The sequence below is a fragment of the Streptomyces sp. CB02414 genome (genome assembly GCF_001905385.1).
GTDB lineage: Bacteria > Actinomycetota > Actinomycetes > Streptomycetales > Streptomycetaceae > Streptomyces.
The window spans coordinates 530,826-546,360 of the sequence record NZ_LIPF01000005.1; the positions used below are offsets into that span (position 1 = coordinate 530,826).

The following is a 15,535-nucleotide window of genomic DNA, read 5'->3' on the forward strand; positions in this document are numbered from 1 at the left end:
GTCAGGCGGGCGTGTGTGTCACCCGCACCGGCTCGAACGAGACGCGGGTGCGCCCGCCGCCGTCCGCCCAGACCACCTCGGCCTCCCGCTCGCCGGACACGACCTCCGTGACGGCGTCCGCCAGCGGGCCGGGCCCCGGTTCGCCGGTGAGCGCGGCCAGGCAGAGGTGCAGCGAGGTGCCGCCCGCTTCGCCGGACAGCCGGGGCAGCTCGGCCCACTGCGTGTACGCGGTGCCCTGCGGGGCGCGGACGGTCTCGGGCTCGGGGCTCCAGCCGTGCAGTCCGTGCAGCGCCGAGACCAGGGGCTCCTCGGGGCCGGTGGCCCATCCGGTGTGCGTGAGGCGCGTGCCGGGCGGCGCCCCGGTCACCCGGTGCACCCGCAGCTCGTACGGCCCCTTGGCCACGGTCACGCTCTCCACCCGCAGCCCCGGCACCATCGGGGGACCGCCGGCGAACACCGGCCGGTGCCAGGACGCCGCCCAGCCCCAGCCCTCGCCCTGCCCCGCGCCGAGCGGGTGGACGCGGCGCCGCACACTGCCGCGTCCGTTCACCTGGACCGAGAGGTGGTTGTCCGCGACGTTCGTGACGGCGGTCGGGCCGGTCCGGGTCGAGTAGGCCTGCCGGCCGTAGTGCGGGTCGTCCTCGGCGGCCACCTCTCCCTCGTGCGGCCGGACGTGGTCGCTGCCGTGGTTGTGCAGCCGTACGATCCCGTCGGCGCGCGTCGCCTGGAGCAGCAGTCCGGGTGCCGGCAGGGCGAGCACGCGGTCCGCCTCCTCCACCGGGGCCGGCTCCTCGGTCGCCGTCCACAGCGGGTGGCCGGCGGGGGCGAGGAGCGACACGAACGCCTTCGACGCCCAGTACGGGGAGGCCGGGCCCGAGTACGGCTGGAGGGTGGCCTCGTGGGGGCCGTGCCAGCCGAGGCTCAGCAGCCCGTCGTCGGTCAGCGCGCCCCGCTCCAGGAAGTACCGCAGGTTGCCGCTCACCAGCCGCCGCGAGGCGCCCGGTGCCAGCGGCGTGTGCCCGGTGACCGCGCCCAGCCCCACGGCCGCGGAGGCCGCGAAGCGGTAGGCGAGCGAACGGCCGTAGTGCAGCGGCGCCCCGTCCCCGCCGAACATCCGCGCGTAGCCGTCGAGGTGCGTGCGCAGCCGTTCCCCGTAGCGGGCGGCGACCGGCCCGGTGTCGCCGGCCAGGTGGGCGTCGAGCACCGGGTACAGGTGCAGCGCCCAGCCGTTGTAGTGGTCGAAGGCGCGTCCGTCGCCGTCGGCGTACCAGCCGTCGCCCCGGTACCAGCCCTCCATCAGCTCCAGCGCCCGCTGCCGGGCCGCCGCCGTCTCCGGGTCCCCGCGGCCGACCGACTCCAGGAACCCGGCCACCGTGTACGGGAACAGGTACCAGTTGTTGGGCGCCGGCACGTGCCTGAGCGCCCCGCGCAGCCACTCCTCCACCCGGTCCTGCACCCCGGCGTCGAGGTTCTTCCACAGCCAGGGCGTGGTCAGCCGCAGCCCGAGCGCGACCGACGCGGACTCGACCATCGGCTGACCCTGCACGTCGTGGCCGAGGATCAGCGGCCAGGACTCGGCGTCCTCGCGGCCGGGCGTGCGGGTGCCCGAGTCGAGGCCGCGCGCATAGCGGTCCAGCCAGCCGTGCGGGTCGTCGCCGTCGGCGCCGGCGACCCGGAAGGCCGCCGCGAGGAAGGTCCGGGCGAAGCCCTCCAGCCCGTCGGAGCGCACGCCCGAGCGGGAGGGGCGCCCCGGCAGGTCCAGCAGGGCGCGGCCGGGGGTGCTCCAGCGCCACGCCGCCCACAGCAGCCCGTCCGCGACGGCCTCCCAGTGGGCCCGGGTGTACCCGGTGTACGGGCTCGGCGCACGGTCCTCGGTGGGCAGTTCGAACGGGATGCTCATGCCAGGAACGCCAGCCTTTCGCGTCGTACGGGATGGAGGAAGCCGGAACCCGACGCCCAGCGGGTCGTCTCGGCGAGGGCGAGGTCGGCCAGGCGGCGCCACTCGTTGCCCTCGGAACCGGCGAGGTGCGGGGTGATCAGCGCGTTGTCGCACTCCCACAGCGGATGGTCCGGCGGCAGGACCTCGGGGTCGGTGACGTCCAGCACCGCCCGGACACGGCCCGCCAGGACGGCGTCGGTGAGCGCGTCCTGGTCGACGACCGCGCCCCGGGAGGTGTTGATGAGCACCGCGTCGGGCCGCATCGCGTCGATCAGGGACCGGCCGACCAGTCCCCGGGTGGTCGGCAGCAGCGGCGTGTGCACGCTGACGGTGTCGCAGCGCGCGAACAGCTCGGGCAGCGACACGAGTTCGACGCCGAGTCCGGCGGCGTCCGCGTCGCTCACGTACGGGTCGTGCAGGAGGACGTCCACGTCGTACGGGCGCAGCAGCTCGACGACCCGGCGGCCGATCAGCGAGGCCGACAGGATGCCGACCGTGCGGCGGTAGTTGCCGACGCCGCGCGGGGTGCGCAGCCAGTTGCCGCGCTCCCGGGACACCCGGTAGTCGCGGGCCCGCTCCAGCACCCGCTTGCCGGTGAGCAGGATCATGGAGAGTGTGTACTCGGCCACCGGCAGCGCGTTGGCGGCTGCGGCCGAGGACACCTCGATCCCCCGCTCCCAGCAGGCCTCGGTGACGTGCCCGCGGACGCTGCCCGCCGTGTGCACCACGGCCCGCAGCCGGGGCGCGGCCCGCAGCACGGCCTCGTCCAGCCGCGGACAGCCCCAGCCGGTGACCAGCAGATCCACGTCGGCCAGCACGGACGCGGCCCGCGGCGTGGACAGGTCGTCCAGGACCGGGAACGGCGCGAGGTCGCAGACCCGGCGGAAGGCGGCGAGGGACTGCGGATCGAGGACGGCCGAGGCGGCGTCCCGGGACATGGCCACGGCGGCACGGGGCCGGAATCCGGGACCGGGGGAGTGCGAGGTCACTTGACGGCTCCGGCGGTCAGCCCGCTCCGCCAGAAGCGCTGGAGCAGGACGAAGGCGAGGATGAGCGGCAGTACGGCGAGCAGTGAGCCCATGATCACCACGGGGTAGTACTCCGGCGACACGGACGCCGCGCTGTTCCACTGGTACAGGCCGAGACTGACGGGATACAGGTCCTGGTCGGACAGCATCACCATGGGCAGGAAGAAGTTGTTCCAGATCGCGGTCAGCTGGAAGAGGAAGACGGTGATCAGACCGGGCCCGAGCATCCTGAGCGCCACCCGGGCGTACGTGGTCAGCTCGCCCGCCCCGTCCACCCGCGCCGCCTCCAGCACCTCGTCGGGCACATAGCCCCGCGCGAAGATGCGGCCGAGGTAGACGCCGAACGGGTTGAACAGCACCGGGATGAAGACCGCCCAGAAGGTGTTGACCAGGCCGGCCTCGGACGCCATCAGGTACAGCGGCAGCGCGAGCACCGTCTGCGGCACCATGACCGCCGCCAGCACCAGACCGAACAGCTTCTCCTTGTGCCGGAAGCTGTACTTGTCGAAGGCGTAGCCGCAGGCCACGCTCACCAGCGCGCCGACGGCCGCGCCCACCACCGCGTACAGCAGGCTGTTGACGTACCAGCGGCCGTACAGCCCGCCGTCCATGGCGAACAGGTCCCCCATGTTCTGGAGGAAGGAGAAGTCGCTCAGGGAGAGCAGGTCGCTGCTGAAGAGCGCGTCCCGGGTCTTGGTGGCGGCGAGCACCAGCCACAGCACCGGCAGCAGGGTGTAGAGGACGGAGATCGCCACGACGGCGTTGACCGTCGCGCGCCCCAGCAGTCCCGGGCGGAGCAGGGAGCTGTCGGTGGCGCTCATCGGGCCTCCTCCGTGACGTCGGCGCGGCTGGTGAAGCGGGTGACGCCGTAGGACAGGGCGATGGTGCAGACGAGCAGGACCACCGAGGCGGCCGCCGCGAGGCTGTAGTTGTTGCGGGTGAAGGCAGCGTCGTAGATGTACATGCTGGGGGAGAACCGGGAGCTGATCATCGGTGAGGACTGGCTGAGCAGCATCGGCTCGGTGAAGAGCTGGAGCGCCCAGATCAGCGTGAAGATGGAGACCATCACGATCGAGGCGCGCACCAGGGGCGTCTTCACCTGGAGCGCGGTGCGCACCGGCCCCGCGCCGTCCACCACGGACGCCTCGATCACCTCGCGCGGCACGGCCTGCAACGCGGCGTAGAAGACCACCATGTTGTAGCCGAGGTTGCTCCACAGCGCGATGTTCACGATGGACGGGATCACCGTGTGGACGCCGAGGAAGTCGATGGTGATGTCGCCCTGGGCGAACAGCTCGATCACCGGGCTGATGCCGGGCGTGTACAGGTACAGCCAGATCAGCGCCGCGATGATGCCGGGCACGGCGTGCGGCAGGAACAGGCCGAGCTGGGCGAAGGCGCGCAGCCGGACCACGCCGGAGTCCAGCAGCAGGGCGAGGGCGAGCGCGCCGACGACCATGAGCGGGATGTAGATCAGGCAGTACAGGGCGACCGTGCCGAGCCCGCCGAGGAAGGTCGGGTCGGTGAGCACGGCCGCGTAGGAGCGCAGCCCCACGAAGATCCGGCGTTCGGGTCCGAAGCCCAGGCCGGGCTGGTCGTCGCTGAAGAAGCTCAGGTAGACGGCCGTGCCGACCGGGATCAGGAAGACGGTGACCAGCAGGGCGAAGAACGGCGTCATCAGGACGCCGGCGGCGGTCAGTTGTCTGCGCTTGGCCGCTCTGCGGGCGCGCAGTCCGGACGCGGAGGGCGCCGGGGCCCCGGCGGGGGAGGCGCCGGCCGGCACCCGGGTGTGGGTGGTCGTGGTCATGGGGTGTCACCTGCCTTTCGTCGGCTCAGGTGCTGTGCTGGGTGGTGGACAGGCCGAGGGCCTTGAGGTCGGGCATGGTGCCCTCCTGCGCGGTGCGCAACGACTCGGCGAGGGAGCCCTGGCCGCCGCTGACGCGGGCGAAGGAGTCCTGCATGACCTTCTGCGTGGCGCTCATCCGCGGCCCCCACAGCCACTGCTCGCCGATCTTCTCGGCCTCCCGCTCGAACAGGGTGTAGATGTCCTGACCGCCGTAGTACGACCGGTCGAAGGCGTCGCGGCCCACGGAGACCAGGCCGGGGGCGGCCGGGTACTGGCTGCTGGTGCCGCTGGACAGCCGGGCCCGCAGGGCGTCGGGGTGGGAGACCTGCCACTCGATGAACTCCATGGCGGCCTCGGGATGTTCGCTGTCCTCGGTGACGGCGAAGGTGGAGCCGCCGTGCGTGCCGGCGGAGGGGCTGCCGGTGTCCCACTGCGGCATCGGGGCGATCCGCCACTGGCCCTTCTGCCCCGGCCGCGCGTTCATCTGCGCGCCCGCGTCCCAGGCGCCGCTGAGCCGGGTCAGGACCAGGCCGTTCGCGATCTGCGCGTCGGACTGGCGGCTCTCGACGGCGTTCATGAAGACGTCGTCCCGGTCGATCAGCCCCTGCCAGTACTCGGCGACCCGCCGGGAGGGCGCGTCGGCGAGGGAGACGTTCCAGGCGCCCTTGGAGGTGTCGAACCACTGGGCGCCCGCCTGCCAGGCGTAGCAGGCGAACTGCGTCATCCCGTCGGTGGGGAACAGCACCAGCCTGCGGTCGGGTGCCTCGCGGCGCACGGTCGCGGCCTGCTCGGCGAACTCGTCCCAGGTTCGGGCGGGCCGGAGCCCGTAGCGGTCGAAGAGGTCGGCGCGGTAGTGCATGACCATGGGCTCGACGTCCAGCGGCACGCTGAACACCCGGCCCTCGAAGGTGGTCAGCCCGAGCGACTGCGGCAGCAGCTTGCGGCGCAGGCCGTCGCTGACGAGGTCGGTGATGTCACGGGCGACGCCGTCGATGGCGTACCCGGGCACCTGCGGATACTCGATGGTGGCGACGTCGGGTGCGTTGCCCGCCCGGGCGGCGTTGCTGAGCTTGGCGTAACCGCCCTGCCCGCCGGACGGGATCTGGTTGAACTCCACCTGGATGCTGCGGTGGGTGCGGTTGAACTCGTCGACCACCTCCTGACTGCCGCGCAGGGCGGACCAGAAGGTGATGCGCGTGGCACCGCCCGTGCGGGCCGACGATGCGCCGTTCCCCCCGCTGCAGGCGCTCACGGCTCCTGTCAGGGGTACGGCGGCCATCGCGGCGAGCACGGAGCGACGGCTGGGTCGTCCGGGCATGGCGCCTCCCGCGGCTCCTGCGGGCCCGCGTGGCTGCGGACCCGACTGTTCGGGACACGGGAATCCTGAAGCCTCCAGCACAAACGGTCAATAGATCGATCAGAAGAAAATAAAGCGTTCAAACGCTCATTCTTTCGCGGCGGTCGAGCCGCGCACCATCAGCCGGGGCAGCAGCTCGACCCGGCTCGTGGGCCCGGGCGCGCTCTCCCGCAGACGCCGGAGCAGCAACTCGGCGGCGACCCGGCCGACCTCGGCCCGGGGCGGGGACACGGCGGTCAGCGGAGGAGTGGCCAGCCCCGCCACCACGTCGTCGTACGCCACGACCGAGCAGTCCCGCGGCACCCGCACGCCCTCGGCCGCCAGCCGCTGCACGATCATCAACGCGTCCACGTCACCGTGCAGCACGACCGCACTCGCCCCCGTCTTGCGCAGCAGCACCGGGAGTTCGGCCGTCTCGTCCGCCGAGTACGGTCCCTCCGGCCCCGACTCCGGGGTGCTCAGCGCCCACGCCCACTCCTCCACCAGCGGGTGCGCGGCGGCGATCTCGGCCAGCGCGGACCGCAGCGTGCGGGCGGTCGGGCTGTCGTCCCGGGTCGCGAACACGATGCGCCGATGCCCGAGCCCCACCAGGTGCTCCACCGCGAGGTGCGCGCCGTACCAGTGGTCCGAGCACACCGAGTCCAGCACGTGCGGCGCGCTGCCGCGCCGTGGCCGGCGCTCCATGAGGACCGTCGGCACCTGAAGCCCGGACAGCCAGGCGTGGTCCGCCTCCTCGACGGCCAGGCTGTTCCACCGGGGTGCGAGCAGCAGGCCCCGGGCGCCGTCCGCGAGGGCGCGCTCGACCAGCGGGTGCTCCGCGCCCGCCGCCTGCGGCGCGATGTGCAGCGCCAGGCGCACCCCGGCCTCCTCCAGCACCGTGCGCGCCCCGTGCAGCGTCTCGGTCAGGTACGAGTGCCGCTCCGGCACCACCACGGCCACCCGGTCCCCGCCGGCGGCCTCCCTGGCCGGCGCCTCCTGCGCGGGCAGCGTCGACCGGACGACGCCGTGCCCCCGGCGCAGCCTGCCCTCGCGCGTCAGCTCCTCCACGTCACGGCGCACCGTCACCACGGAGACCTGCAACTCGTCGGCGAGATCGCGCACCCGCGCGGTACCCCGCGCCTGGACCGCCGCCAGAATCCGCTGGCGCCTGAGATCGACCGGCTCCCGCATCAGGCCTCCCACCCCCGTGATGTTCGTTTGAGCGATTCCGGGCCATCATAGCGATCGCTCAAAGTGGGTGCCTGGGCTCAGCGGGGCGGGGCGGGGCAGGGCTACGGCTCCGGGTCCGCGAGGAGCGGCCCCAGCGGGCCGAGATCCAGGTTCAGGTCGCCACGGCTGAGGCCGTGCTGTGCGCACAGGTCGTCCATCCGCTCGTCGAGCAGCATCAGCGCCGTACCGAGCCGCTCCTCCTGCTCCCCGCTCAGCGTCCCCTCGTCGAAGCGGCGCACGGCCTGGCGCTCCATCAGCTGGCGCAACAGCTCCACGACGGTGAGGACCAGAGCGGCCAGGTCGTTGCTGACCCGCTCCGGGTCCAGGTCGAGGGAGTGGGCCCGGGGCGCGCTCACAGCGGCCCGCTGTCCGGCCAGGGGGCGGGCACCCGTTCGTTCACCGACGACAGCAGCGCGTGCAGCGAGATCCGCACCAGCGGCACGTCCGCGACGGCCAGCACCAGGTCCCCGCTGACGACGACGCCGGTGGCCAGCACCCGGTCCAGGAGGTCGACCAGCGGCACGCCCACCGGCGCGTACGGCTCCGGTCCGTCCCACGGCACGGGTCCGGGGCCGGGCGTACGGGTGTCCGGGCCGATCACGCGCCCACCACCCGCGGTGCGCGCGCCGGGTCCTCGTCCCAGCGGGCGAACGAGTACGGGATCCAGGGGCCCGAAGCGCCGATCTCCACGGCCGTGAACCGCCCGTCGGCGGTGAGCCGGGACAGCGCACGGGTGAAGGCGGCCGACTCCGCGTTCTCCACCAGGTAGGCGGCATTGAGCACCTGCGGGGAGCGCCGGCCGGTGAGCCGCTCGCTCTGCGGCCGGTGCCGGGTCGCGGCGACGGCGTACCGGCTCAGTTCCGCGTCCACGGCCTCCGCCTCGGCCTGCGCCCTGGCGTGCCCGTCGCGCCGGTCGCGGCGCCGCGCGCTGGCCCGGCTGAGGTAGTCACGCCCGCCGGCGCCTCGGACGCGGGGAGCACCGGAACCGGCGGCGGGCTCCGCCGGCCCCTCGACGGCGTGCACCTTCACCGCCCACTCCGTGCGGTCCCCAAGACGGTCGAGCAGCGCGTCGAGCGCCGCCTCCCGGCCGGCCACGGCCTGCTCCGCGCTCCGGTCGCCGCGGTACAGCGTCGCCATCGGCAGCGGTACGACCGGGCCGCGGGCGGCGGCGGCCTCCACGCCCCGGTGATGGGCGCGGGCGCAACGCTCCAGGTCGTCGGGCCGGTTCAGCCGCTCGGCCAGCGCCCCCTCGTCGAACAGCGCGGCCGGAACGTCCTGCACGACCAGGCACAGACCGCCCGCGCGCAGGACGCGCAGCGGGCCGCCCTCCTCGTGACCGGTCGCCGCGGCCAGGCCGGTGCCGTCCGGCGCGGTGCGGGTGACGGCGAAGGCGCACACGAGGCTCGGGGCCGCCGGTCCGGCGGGGTACTCGCTCACCGTGCGGCCTCCGACGTGTCCTCGGTGCTCCTGCCGGGGGCTTCCTCCAGGACGTCGTCCAGGGCGTCGAGCCGGGCCCGCAACCGCGCGTTCTCCTCGGCGAGCGCGTCCCGCGCCGCCCGCGAGGACAGTGCCGGGTCGGTCTCCCACCAGTCGATGCCCGCCTTCTTCGCGGTGTCCACCGAGGCGATGAACAGGCGCAGGCGGATGGTGAGCAGTTCGATGTCCAACAGGTCGATCTTGATGTCACCGGCGATGACGATCCCCTTGTCGAGGACTCGTTCGAGGAGGTCGGCGAGGTTGCCGGTGACGGGCGCGTAGGGCTGGGTGTCCGGGGTGGCGTAGCGGTGGTCGAGGTCCGTCACCGCGTACTCCCCCGGGGGTCAGCGACGGGGGCGGGCACGTTCGCGCTCCTCGTACTCGTCGTCTTCATCGTCGTCGTCTTCGTCTTCGTACTCTTCTTCGTCTTCGTACTCGTCGTCACGAGCGTCGTCGTCGTACTCACCTTCCTCCTCCTCCAGCGCCTCCTCGTGGCTCCGGACGACCTCACCGTCGCGGATCTCGCCGCGCCAGCCCTCGACCTCCTCGTCGTCGCCCATCAGGGTCACGTGCCGGGCGAAGTGCTTGAGGTCCAGGCGCAGTCGGCGTCCCTGGGCACGCCAGAGATTGCCGGTCTTCTCGAAGAAGCCCGCCGGGTAGTACTCCACGACCACGACGACCCGGGTCAGCCGGGGTGCCAGTTCGTGGAAGGTGACCACCCCGTTGGTACTGCCCTTGGCGCCCTCGGAGGTCCAGACGATCCGCTGGTCGGGAATCTGCTCCTGGACGGTCGCCTTCCAACTGCGGGTCGAGAAGGCGATCTTGGCGGTCCAGTCCGACGTCACCTCGTCGTGGGGGCTGACACTCTGGACGCCCTTGGTGAAGCCGCTGAAGTCCTGGAGCTGCGTCCACTGGTCGTAGACGGTGCGCAGGGGCACGCCGACGTCGACGCTTTCCATGATGTGCGTGGCCTTGACGCTGCCACCGCTGCTCCCGGAGCCGCTTCCACCGCCAGAACCACCGCCGTCGGCGGAGGCGGTGAGGCGCTCGGTCAGCCCACCGATCCGTTCCCCCGCCTTGCCGACGAGGCTGTGCCCCGTGGCGGAGAGGTAGCCGCCGAGCGCGTCCTTGAGGTCGCCCAGGGGCGACGGCCCGCCGCCCTGCCGGTCGGGGCTCATCCGCGCTCACCTCCGCGCCGCCCAGGGTTCGCGGTCCGCTTCGCCGGGGCGGTCTTCTTGGCGGCAGCCTTCTTCGCGGTCTTCGCGGTCTTCGCGGGAGGCGCGGTCTTGCGCGGAGGCGCCTTCTTGGCCGCCTTCCGGGGTGGCGCGGCCCGCCGGGTCTCCGCCCGGTCCTCGTCGTCGAAGTAGGCGTCCTCGTCCGGACCACCCTCGTCCTCGTAGTCTTCGTAGCCCTCGTCGTCCTCGTGATCCGCGTCGTAGCCGTCGTCCCTCCGGCCCGCGCCCGTGAGCGCGTCGGTGCGGTCGCGGAGGTTGTCCGCGAGGCCGGTGAGGGTGCGGTTCGCCGCGGCGGTGGCGGCCGTGCGTCCGGCGGTCAGCAGCTCGCCGCGCAGCTGGTCCGTCAGTTCCTGGAGTTGTGGATTCCGCTGGAGCCCGGACATGCCCTGGGAAAGGACCTGGCCGGGCGAGAGGCCCATACGCCGGCCCATGAGGTAGGAACCGACCGCGAAGGCGAGTCTGGCCTTCTTCGTGCGGCCCATGAGATATCCGCCGGCCACGGCCGCCGCCAGGGCCGCCTTGCTGTCGTTCATACGTGCCTTCTCTGCGCTCGATGCGTGGTGGTGGTGCGGCCGCCCGGCCGGGACCGGCGTTCGAGGAGGGTGAGCAGACGCTCCTCCTCCCGCTCGAACGCCGCCTCGTCGAGGGCGCCCTCGTCCAGCGCCCGGTTGAGTGCGGCCAGGCGCGCCTGGACGACGCGCGGGTCGTGGGCCTGGCGCCGGGCCTCCTGGAGCAGGTGGTCGGCGATCCACGCCGTGCCGCGCACCGGGGCGAGGGGCAGCAGCAGGAGGCCGCTCACGATGCCCACCGCGTCACCGCCCGGCCTGTGCGGGATCCGGGTCGACGAAGCTGTAGCACGGCAGGGGCCCGGTGAGGCTGAGCGCCAGCCGGTCGCCGTGGCCTTGTGCCAGGGCGTCCACCTCCTGACGGAAGCGTCGCTCGTCGGCCGAGCGCAGCAGGAACGAGACGCTCAGCACCTGCTCGTCATCGGTACGGCCCGGTACGGTGCGCACCGCGAGCGGGGTCAGGCGGTCGAGCACTTCCCCTGCCGCCCGTCGTGCCTCGCGGCGGACGCTCTTGGCGATCGCCTCGCCCAGCCGGACGTTGGCCTCGTAGTCCGGACGGCGCCGGGTGCGCAGGGCCAGGGACCGCAGTCCCTCGTCCCGGCGGACCAGCTCGGCGAAGTAGCCGGGCACGACCGTCCCCTTGACGTTGAGCTCGACGCACCCGCGCACCTCGTCGAGCTGCCGCGACAGGTGGGCGGCGTCCGCCCGCAGCTGGGAGAGCAGCGCGTCGGGCCGGGGACTGAGGACGGCGAAGCGCATGGGCAGCAGCGGCCCCTGGGCGGCCAGTTCGTCCAGTACGGCCTGGTGCGCCAGCAGGTCCCGGCGCCGGGGCCGGAGCCGCGGGGGCGCCGGCGACACCGCGGCGCACAGGCCCGAGCCGGTCAGCAGCCGCACCGGGGCGCCGTCGACGCCCGGGGAACGAGGAGCCCGGACCCCGGCGGGGGTGATGCCGTAGACGTACAGGGCCTTGCGGTCGGTGGCGGTGCTGGCGGTACCGGCGGTGGTCGCGGTTCCGGTGGTGGCTGGCGCGGTCATTCGTCCTCCGTCTCCGTGCGCCGGCGGGGGCGGGGGCGCGGGCGGTCGTCCTCGTCGCGGGGGTGTGCGGCCGGCCGGCGGCGAGGCCGCTCGGCGCTGCTCCGGCCGCGCTCCGCGTACTTGCGCTCCGGAGCGCTGGAGCGGGTGTCCTCCTCCTCTGCCGCCTCCTCCTCGGGCGTGAGGATGTCGCGCACCTTGTCGGTCAGGGAGCGGGCCGTCCGCTTGGCGCCGGCCCTGCCTATCGTCTTGGCGACCGGGGAGCCGAACATCTCGGGCACGGTCTTGGAGCGCACGTCGTGCTCCAGGTCCAGCCGGTTGCAGGCCTCGGCGAACCGCAGGTACGTGTCGACGCTCGCGACGACGATGCGGGCGTCCACCTTGAGGATCTCGATGCCGACCAGCGAGACGCGCACGAAGACGTCGATCACCATGCCGCGGTCGAGGATCAGTTCCAGGACGTCGTAGAGGGTGCCGGCGCGGGGCGCGCAGACGACTTCGTCGTCGTAGGTGATCATGCGGTGGTCCTTCCGGGTGCAGGCCTCACGGCGGTCACTGGTCCTGGGCACCGCGCCGGTAGCGGGCGACCCTGCGGTACCGGAGCAGGTCGCCGGCCGGGTCCAGCTCGACCTCGTAGGTGGCGAGGAGACTGGTGGTGTCGGGGATGCGTGCCACCTCCAGCACGTCCACGTTGACGATCCAGCCGTCGTCCTCGCTCCGGCACACCGCCGAGACCCCCTCGACGCGGTGCCTGATCAGCTCGGCCAAGGCGTTCGCGGCGCGTTCGGCGGCGTCCCGGGCGCCCCGCACGGAACGCTCGCGCGTGGTCGTGGAAGTCGTGCCGCGCCGCCGCTCGCCAGGTTCTGTCATGCTGCCCACTCTGGCCGCGGGCCCCGGCCGGCGCGTGCGCAGTTACCCCATCCGGGGCTGCGCGGGGACCGGGCGCGGCGTGACGCCCGTGGTGCTCAGGCGTCCGGCGCGGGGGCGGACGCGCGCCGGCAGTGCAGGAAGAGGTGGGGTTCCGGCCGGACCTCTGGGTGGGCCGGGGTGAACATCGACGCCTCCTGCGCCAGCACCTCCAGGCCGGCCTCCTCGGCCACGGCGGTCAGGGCCTGCGCGGTGAAGCTGGTCACCCGCACCGGCTGGCCCATGAAGGTGGCGTCGATCCCCTCGACGTCCAGCGGCACCGTGGCCAGGACCAGGTGACCCCCCGGCTTCAGCGCCCGCACCAGTCGCCGGACGAGGTCCGCCTGCTCCCGCCGGTCGAGCTGGAGCAGCGAGAAGTACACGCAGACCGCGTCGAACGAGGCGTCCGGGAGCCGTACTTCACGGATGTCCGCGCACTGGAAGGTGGCGGCCGGCACCTGACGCCTCGCCAGTTCCACCATGACCGGGGAGACGTCGACGCCCAGGACGTCGTGGCCGGCGCCGGCCAGGATCTCGGCGGTGGGCCGGCCCGTGCCGCTGCCCACGTCCAGCACCCGGCTGCCCGGCGCGAGGCGTCCGAGCAGCCACTCCAGGGAGCGCCGGTGCGTCTTCGACCCGGCGAAGGCCTTCTCGTAGTCGGCGCCCAGCGCGTCGAACGCGGCGGCGGCCTGCGGCCGTTGCTGCTCGTCGGTCACGACGTTCCCTTCGATGGGGCGGGCCGGTGCCGCAGGCATCGTTCCACCGGCGGACGGCCGCCGACAAGGGCCCCTACGGGTGACCGGCCGGCCACGCCGGCCCCGCCCTACCGGCCGTCGGCGTCCGGTGCCGTCCCCGGCTCCGCCATCCTCCGGTGCACGGCCGCCTTGACGCGGTCCGGCAGTACCTTGTCCGCCACGCCCTGCGCCTTGGTCTTCGCCGAGCCCGTGACCAGCTTCCCCCGGCCCTTCATGACGGCGTCGTACGCCTGCCGCGCGACCTGCGCCGGGTCGTCCTTGTCCATGGTGCCGACCTTGGTGTCCTCCATGCCGGCCCGTCGGAAGAAGTCGGTCTCCGTGGGTCCGGGCATGAAGGAGGTGACCGTGACGCCGGTGTCCGCGACCTCCTCCTGCAACGCCTGGGCGAAGGACTGCACGAACGACTTCGACGCGTTGTACACCGACTGGAACGACCCCGGCATCGTCGCGGCGACGGACGACGTGAACATCAGCCGTCCCACGCCGCGTTCCACCATGTCCCGCAGCAAGGGCTTGGCGAGCCGCACGGTCGACGACACGTTGAGGTCGATGACGGACTGGTCGTCGGCGGGATCGGTGTCGACGAACGCGCCGCCCCGCCCCACCCCGGCGTTGAGGGCGGCCACGTCCACCGTGAGCCCGGTCAGCGCGGCGACCAGCCGGTCGACGCCTTCCGCGGTCCGGAGATCCGCGCGCACGGCACGCACCTCGGCGCCCGTCTCGCGCAGCCGCTGTGCGGCGTGTTCCAGCCGGTCGTCCTCGGCGTTGACCACGAGGTCGTGACCGTGCTCGGCGAACAGCCCGGCCAGTTCGTACCCGATGCCGCTGGACGCCCCGGTGACCAGCGCGAGAGGCCTGCCGCCCGCCATGCTTCGCCCGTTCACCGCAGGGCCTGGTAGACCGAGGCCGTCGTGAAGCCGTACACGAGGTGCGGCACCAGGTCCGACACCCACGAGACCCGGTCCCACGACGTCGGATCGGTCACCCCGAGCACCGACGCGGGCACGTCGCTGCCCGCCATGGCGGCCACGCCGAGCAGCGGGCCGGCCACCCAGTCCGGCAGCGGGCCGCTCCGGCGCCGCAGCAACCCGTAGGCCGCGCCGACGCCGAGGCCGGTGACGTACCCGAGGAGGGCTCCGGCGGCCTGCTCGCGGTTGGTCCTGGTCTCCTCGTCGCCCAGGTCGACGCCGGCCCGGTCGACGAGCAGGTCCGCCACTTGCGCGGGCACGTCGCTGGACCCCCGGCCGCGCAGCAGCATGTCGCCGTACGTGGTGAGGTTCAGCGCGATCGTCCCCGCCGCTCCGGCGACGAGGCCTTTGGTCACTGACATGCGGGGCTCCCTCGGCGTGGGCGCTGGCGCGCGCGGACGGTAGCTGCGCGCCCCGGGTTCCCCGAACCCAGGTACCTAACAGAGCCGACCGCGCCCCCGGCCCCGGCGGCGCGGTCACTCCGGGCGGGGAAGAGCCCCCTCCAGAGCAAGGCCCACCAGCCCCCGCACGAGCGCGTCGTCCAGCGGCGCCCCGCTCAGCAGCACGCGGACGAACAGCGGACCGCTGACGGCCTCGACCAGCAGACCGGCGTCGGTGTCCGCGGCCAGTTCACCCCGCTCCACGCCCCGCCGGACCATCACCACCGCCCGGTCCAGACGCTCGCTCCAGTAGGGGCCGCGCCGGTCCTCGAGGGTGTCGTCGTGCTCGGCGCTCAGCCGCAGCAGCGCCCGGCCCTGCGCGGTACCGAGCAGCCCGGCCAGCGAGGAGAAGAAGGCCAGCAGGTCGTCCCGGACGCGCCCGGTGTCCGGGACCGGCAGGGCGGAGTCCAGCTCCGTGGTCAGCGCGTCCAGGATCAGGTTCTCCCGCGTGCCCCAGCGGCGGTAGACGGACGTCTCGTGCACCCCGGCCGCCCGGGCGACGGCGCCGACGGTCGCGCCCGCCAGCCCCTGCGTGGACAGCAGGTCCACGGCGGCGGTGAGCACCGCCCGCCGCATCCGCTCCCCACGGCGGCGCAGGGGAGGGGCGGCGGGTTCGAGAGACGTCATGCGGCCAGCCTAAAGCAGGCCGGCCTGCGTTGAGCGGCCAAAGCAAGTCGGCTTGCGCTGGGTGTACCGTTAACGCAAGTCGACCTGCGATGAGCCGTCTGGGGTCCCGACGGACCGCCGGGGGGCCGTCCGGGGTCGCCACCGCACCGAG

The 15,535-nt window shown here is 73.5% G+C and carries 20 protein-coding genes; all 20 read right to left on the reverse strand.

Annotated features, from left to right (window positions below; all coding sequences use genetic code 11):
* Nucleotide 1: 1 nt before the first annotated feature.
* Complete coding sequence (locus AMK11_RS19515; protein ID WP_073728822.1) at nucleotides 2-1,900, reverse strand: DUF2264 domain-containing protein; 1,899 nt, start codon at nucleotides 1,898-1,900, stop codon at nucleotides 2-4.
* Complete coding sequence (locus tag AMK11_RS19520; protein WP_073728824.1) at nucleotides 1,897-2,928, reverse strand: hydroxyacid dehydrogenase; 1,032 nt, start codon at nucleotides 2,926-2,928, stop codon at nucleotides 1,897-1,899. The genes AMK11_RS19515 and AMK11_RS19520 overlap by 4 nt, the downstream gene beginning before the upstream one ends.
* Nucleotides 2,925-3,788: a carbohydrate ABC transporter permease gene (locus AMK11_RS19525; protein ID WP_073728826.1), complete on the reverse strand. Its 864-nt coding sequence runs from the start codon at nucleotides 3,786-3,788 to the stop codon at nucleotides 2,925-2,927. Before AMK11_RS19525 ends, AMK11_RS19520 begins: the two co-directional genes overlap by 4 nt.
* Entirely contained in the window at nucleotides 3,785-4,774 is a 990-nt protein-coding gene (locus AMK11_RS19530) for a carbohydrate ABC transporter permease (RefSeq protein ID WP_073728828.1), read from the reverse strand. The genes AMK11_RS19525 and AMK11_RS19530 overlap by 4 nt, the downstream gene beginning before the upstream one ends.
* Nucleotides 4,775-4,799: 25 nt before the next feature.
* Nucleotides 4,800-6,131, reverse strand: a complete 1,332-nt coding sequence (locus AMK11_RS19535) for an ABC transporter substrate-binding protein (RefSeq protein WP_073728830.1) — start codon at nucleotides 6,129-6,131, stop codon at nucleotides 4,800-4,802.
* A 126-nt stretch (nucleotides 6,132-6,257) separates the two neighbouring features.
* A complete protein-coding gene (locus AMK11_RS19540) occupies nucleotides 6,258-7,340 on the reverse strand; it encodes a substrate-binding domain-containing protein (RefSeq protein ID WP_073729087.1) in 1,083 nt (360 codons plus the stop codon).
* A gap of 101 nt (nucleotides 7,341-7,441) precedes the next feature.
* Complete coding sequence (locus AMK11_RS19545) at nucleotides 7,442-7,735, reverse strand: gas vesicle protein K (protein ID WP_073728832.1); 294 nt, start codon at nucleotides 7,733-7,735, stop codon at nucleotides 7,442-7,444.
* Entirely contained in the window at nucleotides 7,732-7,941 is a 210-nt protein-coding gene (locus AMK11_RS19550) for a gas vesicle protein (protein WP_073729089.1), read from the reverse strand. The genes AMK11_RS19545 and AMK11_RS19550 overlap by 4 nt, the downstream gene beginning before the upstream one ends.
* Nucleotides 7,942-7,976: 35 nt before the next feature.
* A complete protein-coding gene (locus AMK11_RS19555) occupies nucleotides 7,977-8,816 on the reverse strand; it encodes a GvpL/GvpF family gas vesicle protein (protein ID WP_073728834.1) in 840 nt (279 codons plus the stop codon).
* Nucleotides 8,813-9,181, reverse strand: a complete 369-nt coding sequence (locus AMK11_RS19560; protein ID WP_073728836.1) for a gas vesicle protein — start codon at nucleotides 9,179-9,181, stop codon at nucleotides 8,813-8,815. The genes AMK11_RS19555 and AMK11_RS19560 overlap by 4 nt, the downstream gene beginning before the upstream one ends.
* 18 nt (nucleotides 9,182-9,199) lie before the next feature.
* Nucleotides 9,200-10,033, reverse strand: a complete 834-nt coding sequence (locus AMK11_RS19565) for an SRPBCC family protein (protein ID WP_073728838.1) — start codon at nucleotides 10,031-10,033, stop codon at nucleotides 9,200-9,202.
* Complete coding sequence (locus AMK11_RS19570) at nucleotides 10,030-10,623, reverse strand: hypothetical protein (RefSeq protein WP_073728840.1); 594 nt, start codon at nucleotides 10,621-10,623, stop codon at nucleotides 10,030-10,032. The genes AMK11_RS19565 and AMK11_RS19570 overlap by 4 nt, the downstream gene beginning before the upstream one ends.
* A complete protein-coding gene (locus AMK11_RS19575) occupies nucleotides 10,620-10,898 on the reverse strand; it encodes a gas vesicle protein GvpG (protein WP_073728842.1) in 279 nt (92 codons plus the stop codon). The genes AMK11_RS19570 and AMK11_RS19575 overlap by 4 nt, the downstream gene beginning before the upstream one ends.
* 4 nt (nucleotides 10,899-10,902) lie before the next feature.
* A complete protein-coding gene (locus AMK11_RS19580; RefSeq protein ID WP_073728844.1) occupies nucleotides 10,903-11,691 on the reverse strand; it encodes a GvpL/GvpF family gas vesicle protein in 789 nt (262 codons plus the stop codon).
* Complete coding sequence (locus tag AMK11_RS19585; protein ID WP_073728846.1) at nucleotides 11,688-12,206, reverse strand: gas vesicle structural protein GvpA; 519 nt, start codon at nucleotides 12,204-12,206, stop codon at nucleotides 11,688-11,690. Before AMK11_RS19585 ends, AMK11_RS19580 begins: the two co-directional genes overlap by 4 nt.
* A gap of 34 nt (nucleotides 12,207-12,240) precedes the next feature.
* Complete coding sequence (gvpO, locus tag AMK11_RS19590) at nucleotides 12,241-12,558, reverse strand: gas vesicle protein GvpO (protein WP_073729091.1); 318 nt, start codon at nucleotides 12,556-12,558, stop codon at nucleotides 12,241-12,243.
* Between the two features lie 95 nt (nucleotides 12,559-12,653).
* Nucleotides 12,654-13,349 carry a class I SAM-dependent methyltransferase gene (locus tag AMK11_RS19595; protein WP_073728848.1) on the reverse strand — a complete coding sequence of 232 codons (696 nt, stop codon included), beginning with the start codon at nucleotides 13,347-13,349 and terminating at the stop codon, nucleotides 12,654-12,656.
* A gap of 68 nt (nucleotides 13,350-13,417) precedes the next feature.
* Nucleotides 13,418-14,218, reverse strand: coding sequence for an SDR family NAD(P)-dependent oxidoreductase (locus tag AMK11_RS19600; protein ID WP_073728850.1), 801 nt, complete (start codon nucleotides 14,216-14,218; stop codon nucleotides 13,418-13,420).
* Between the two features lie 11 nt (nucleotides 14,219-14,229).
* The gene (locus AMK11_RS19605) at nucleotides 14,230-14,679 is read right to left on the reverse strand and encodes a hypothetical protein (protein WP_073728852.1); all 450 of its coding nucleotides are present in this window, start codon (nucleotides 14,677-14,679) and stop codon (nucleotides 14,230-14,232) included.
* A gap of 114 nt (nucleotides 14,680-14,793) precedes the next feature.
* Nucleotides 14,794-15,384, reverse strand: a complete 591-nt coding sequence (locus tag AMK11_RS19610) for a TetR/AcrR family transcriptional regulator (RefSeq protein WP_079187539.1) — start codon at nucleotides 15,382-15,384, stop codon at nucleotides 14,794-14,796.
* Between the last annotated feature and the right edge of the window lie 151 nt (nucleotides 15,385-15,535).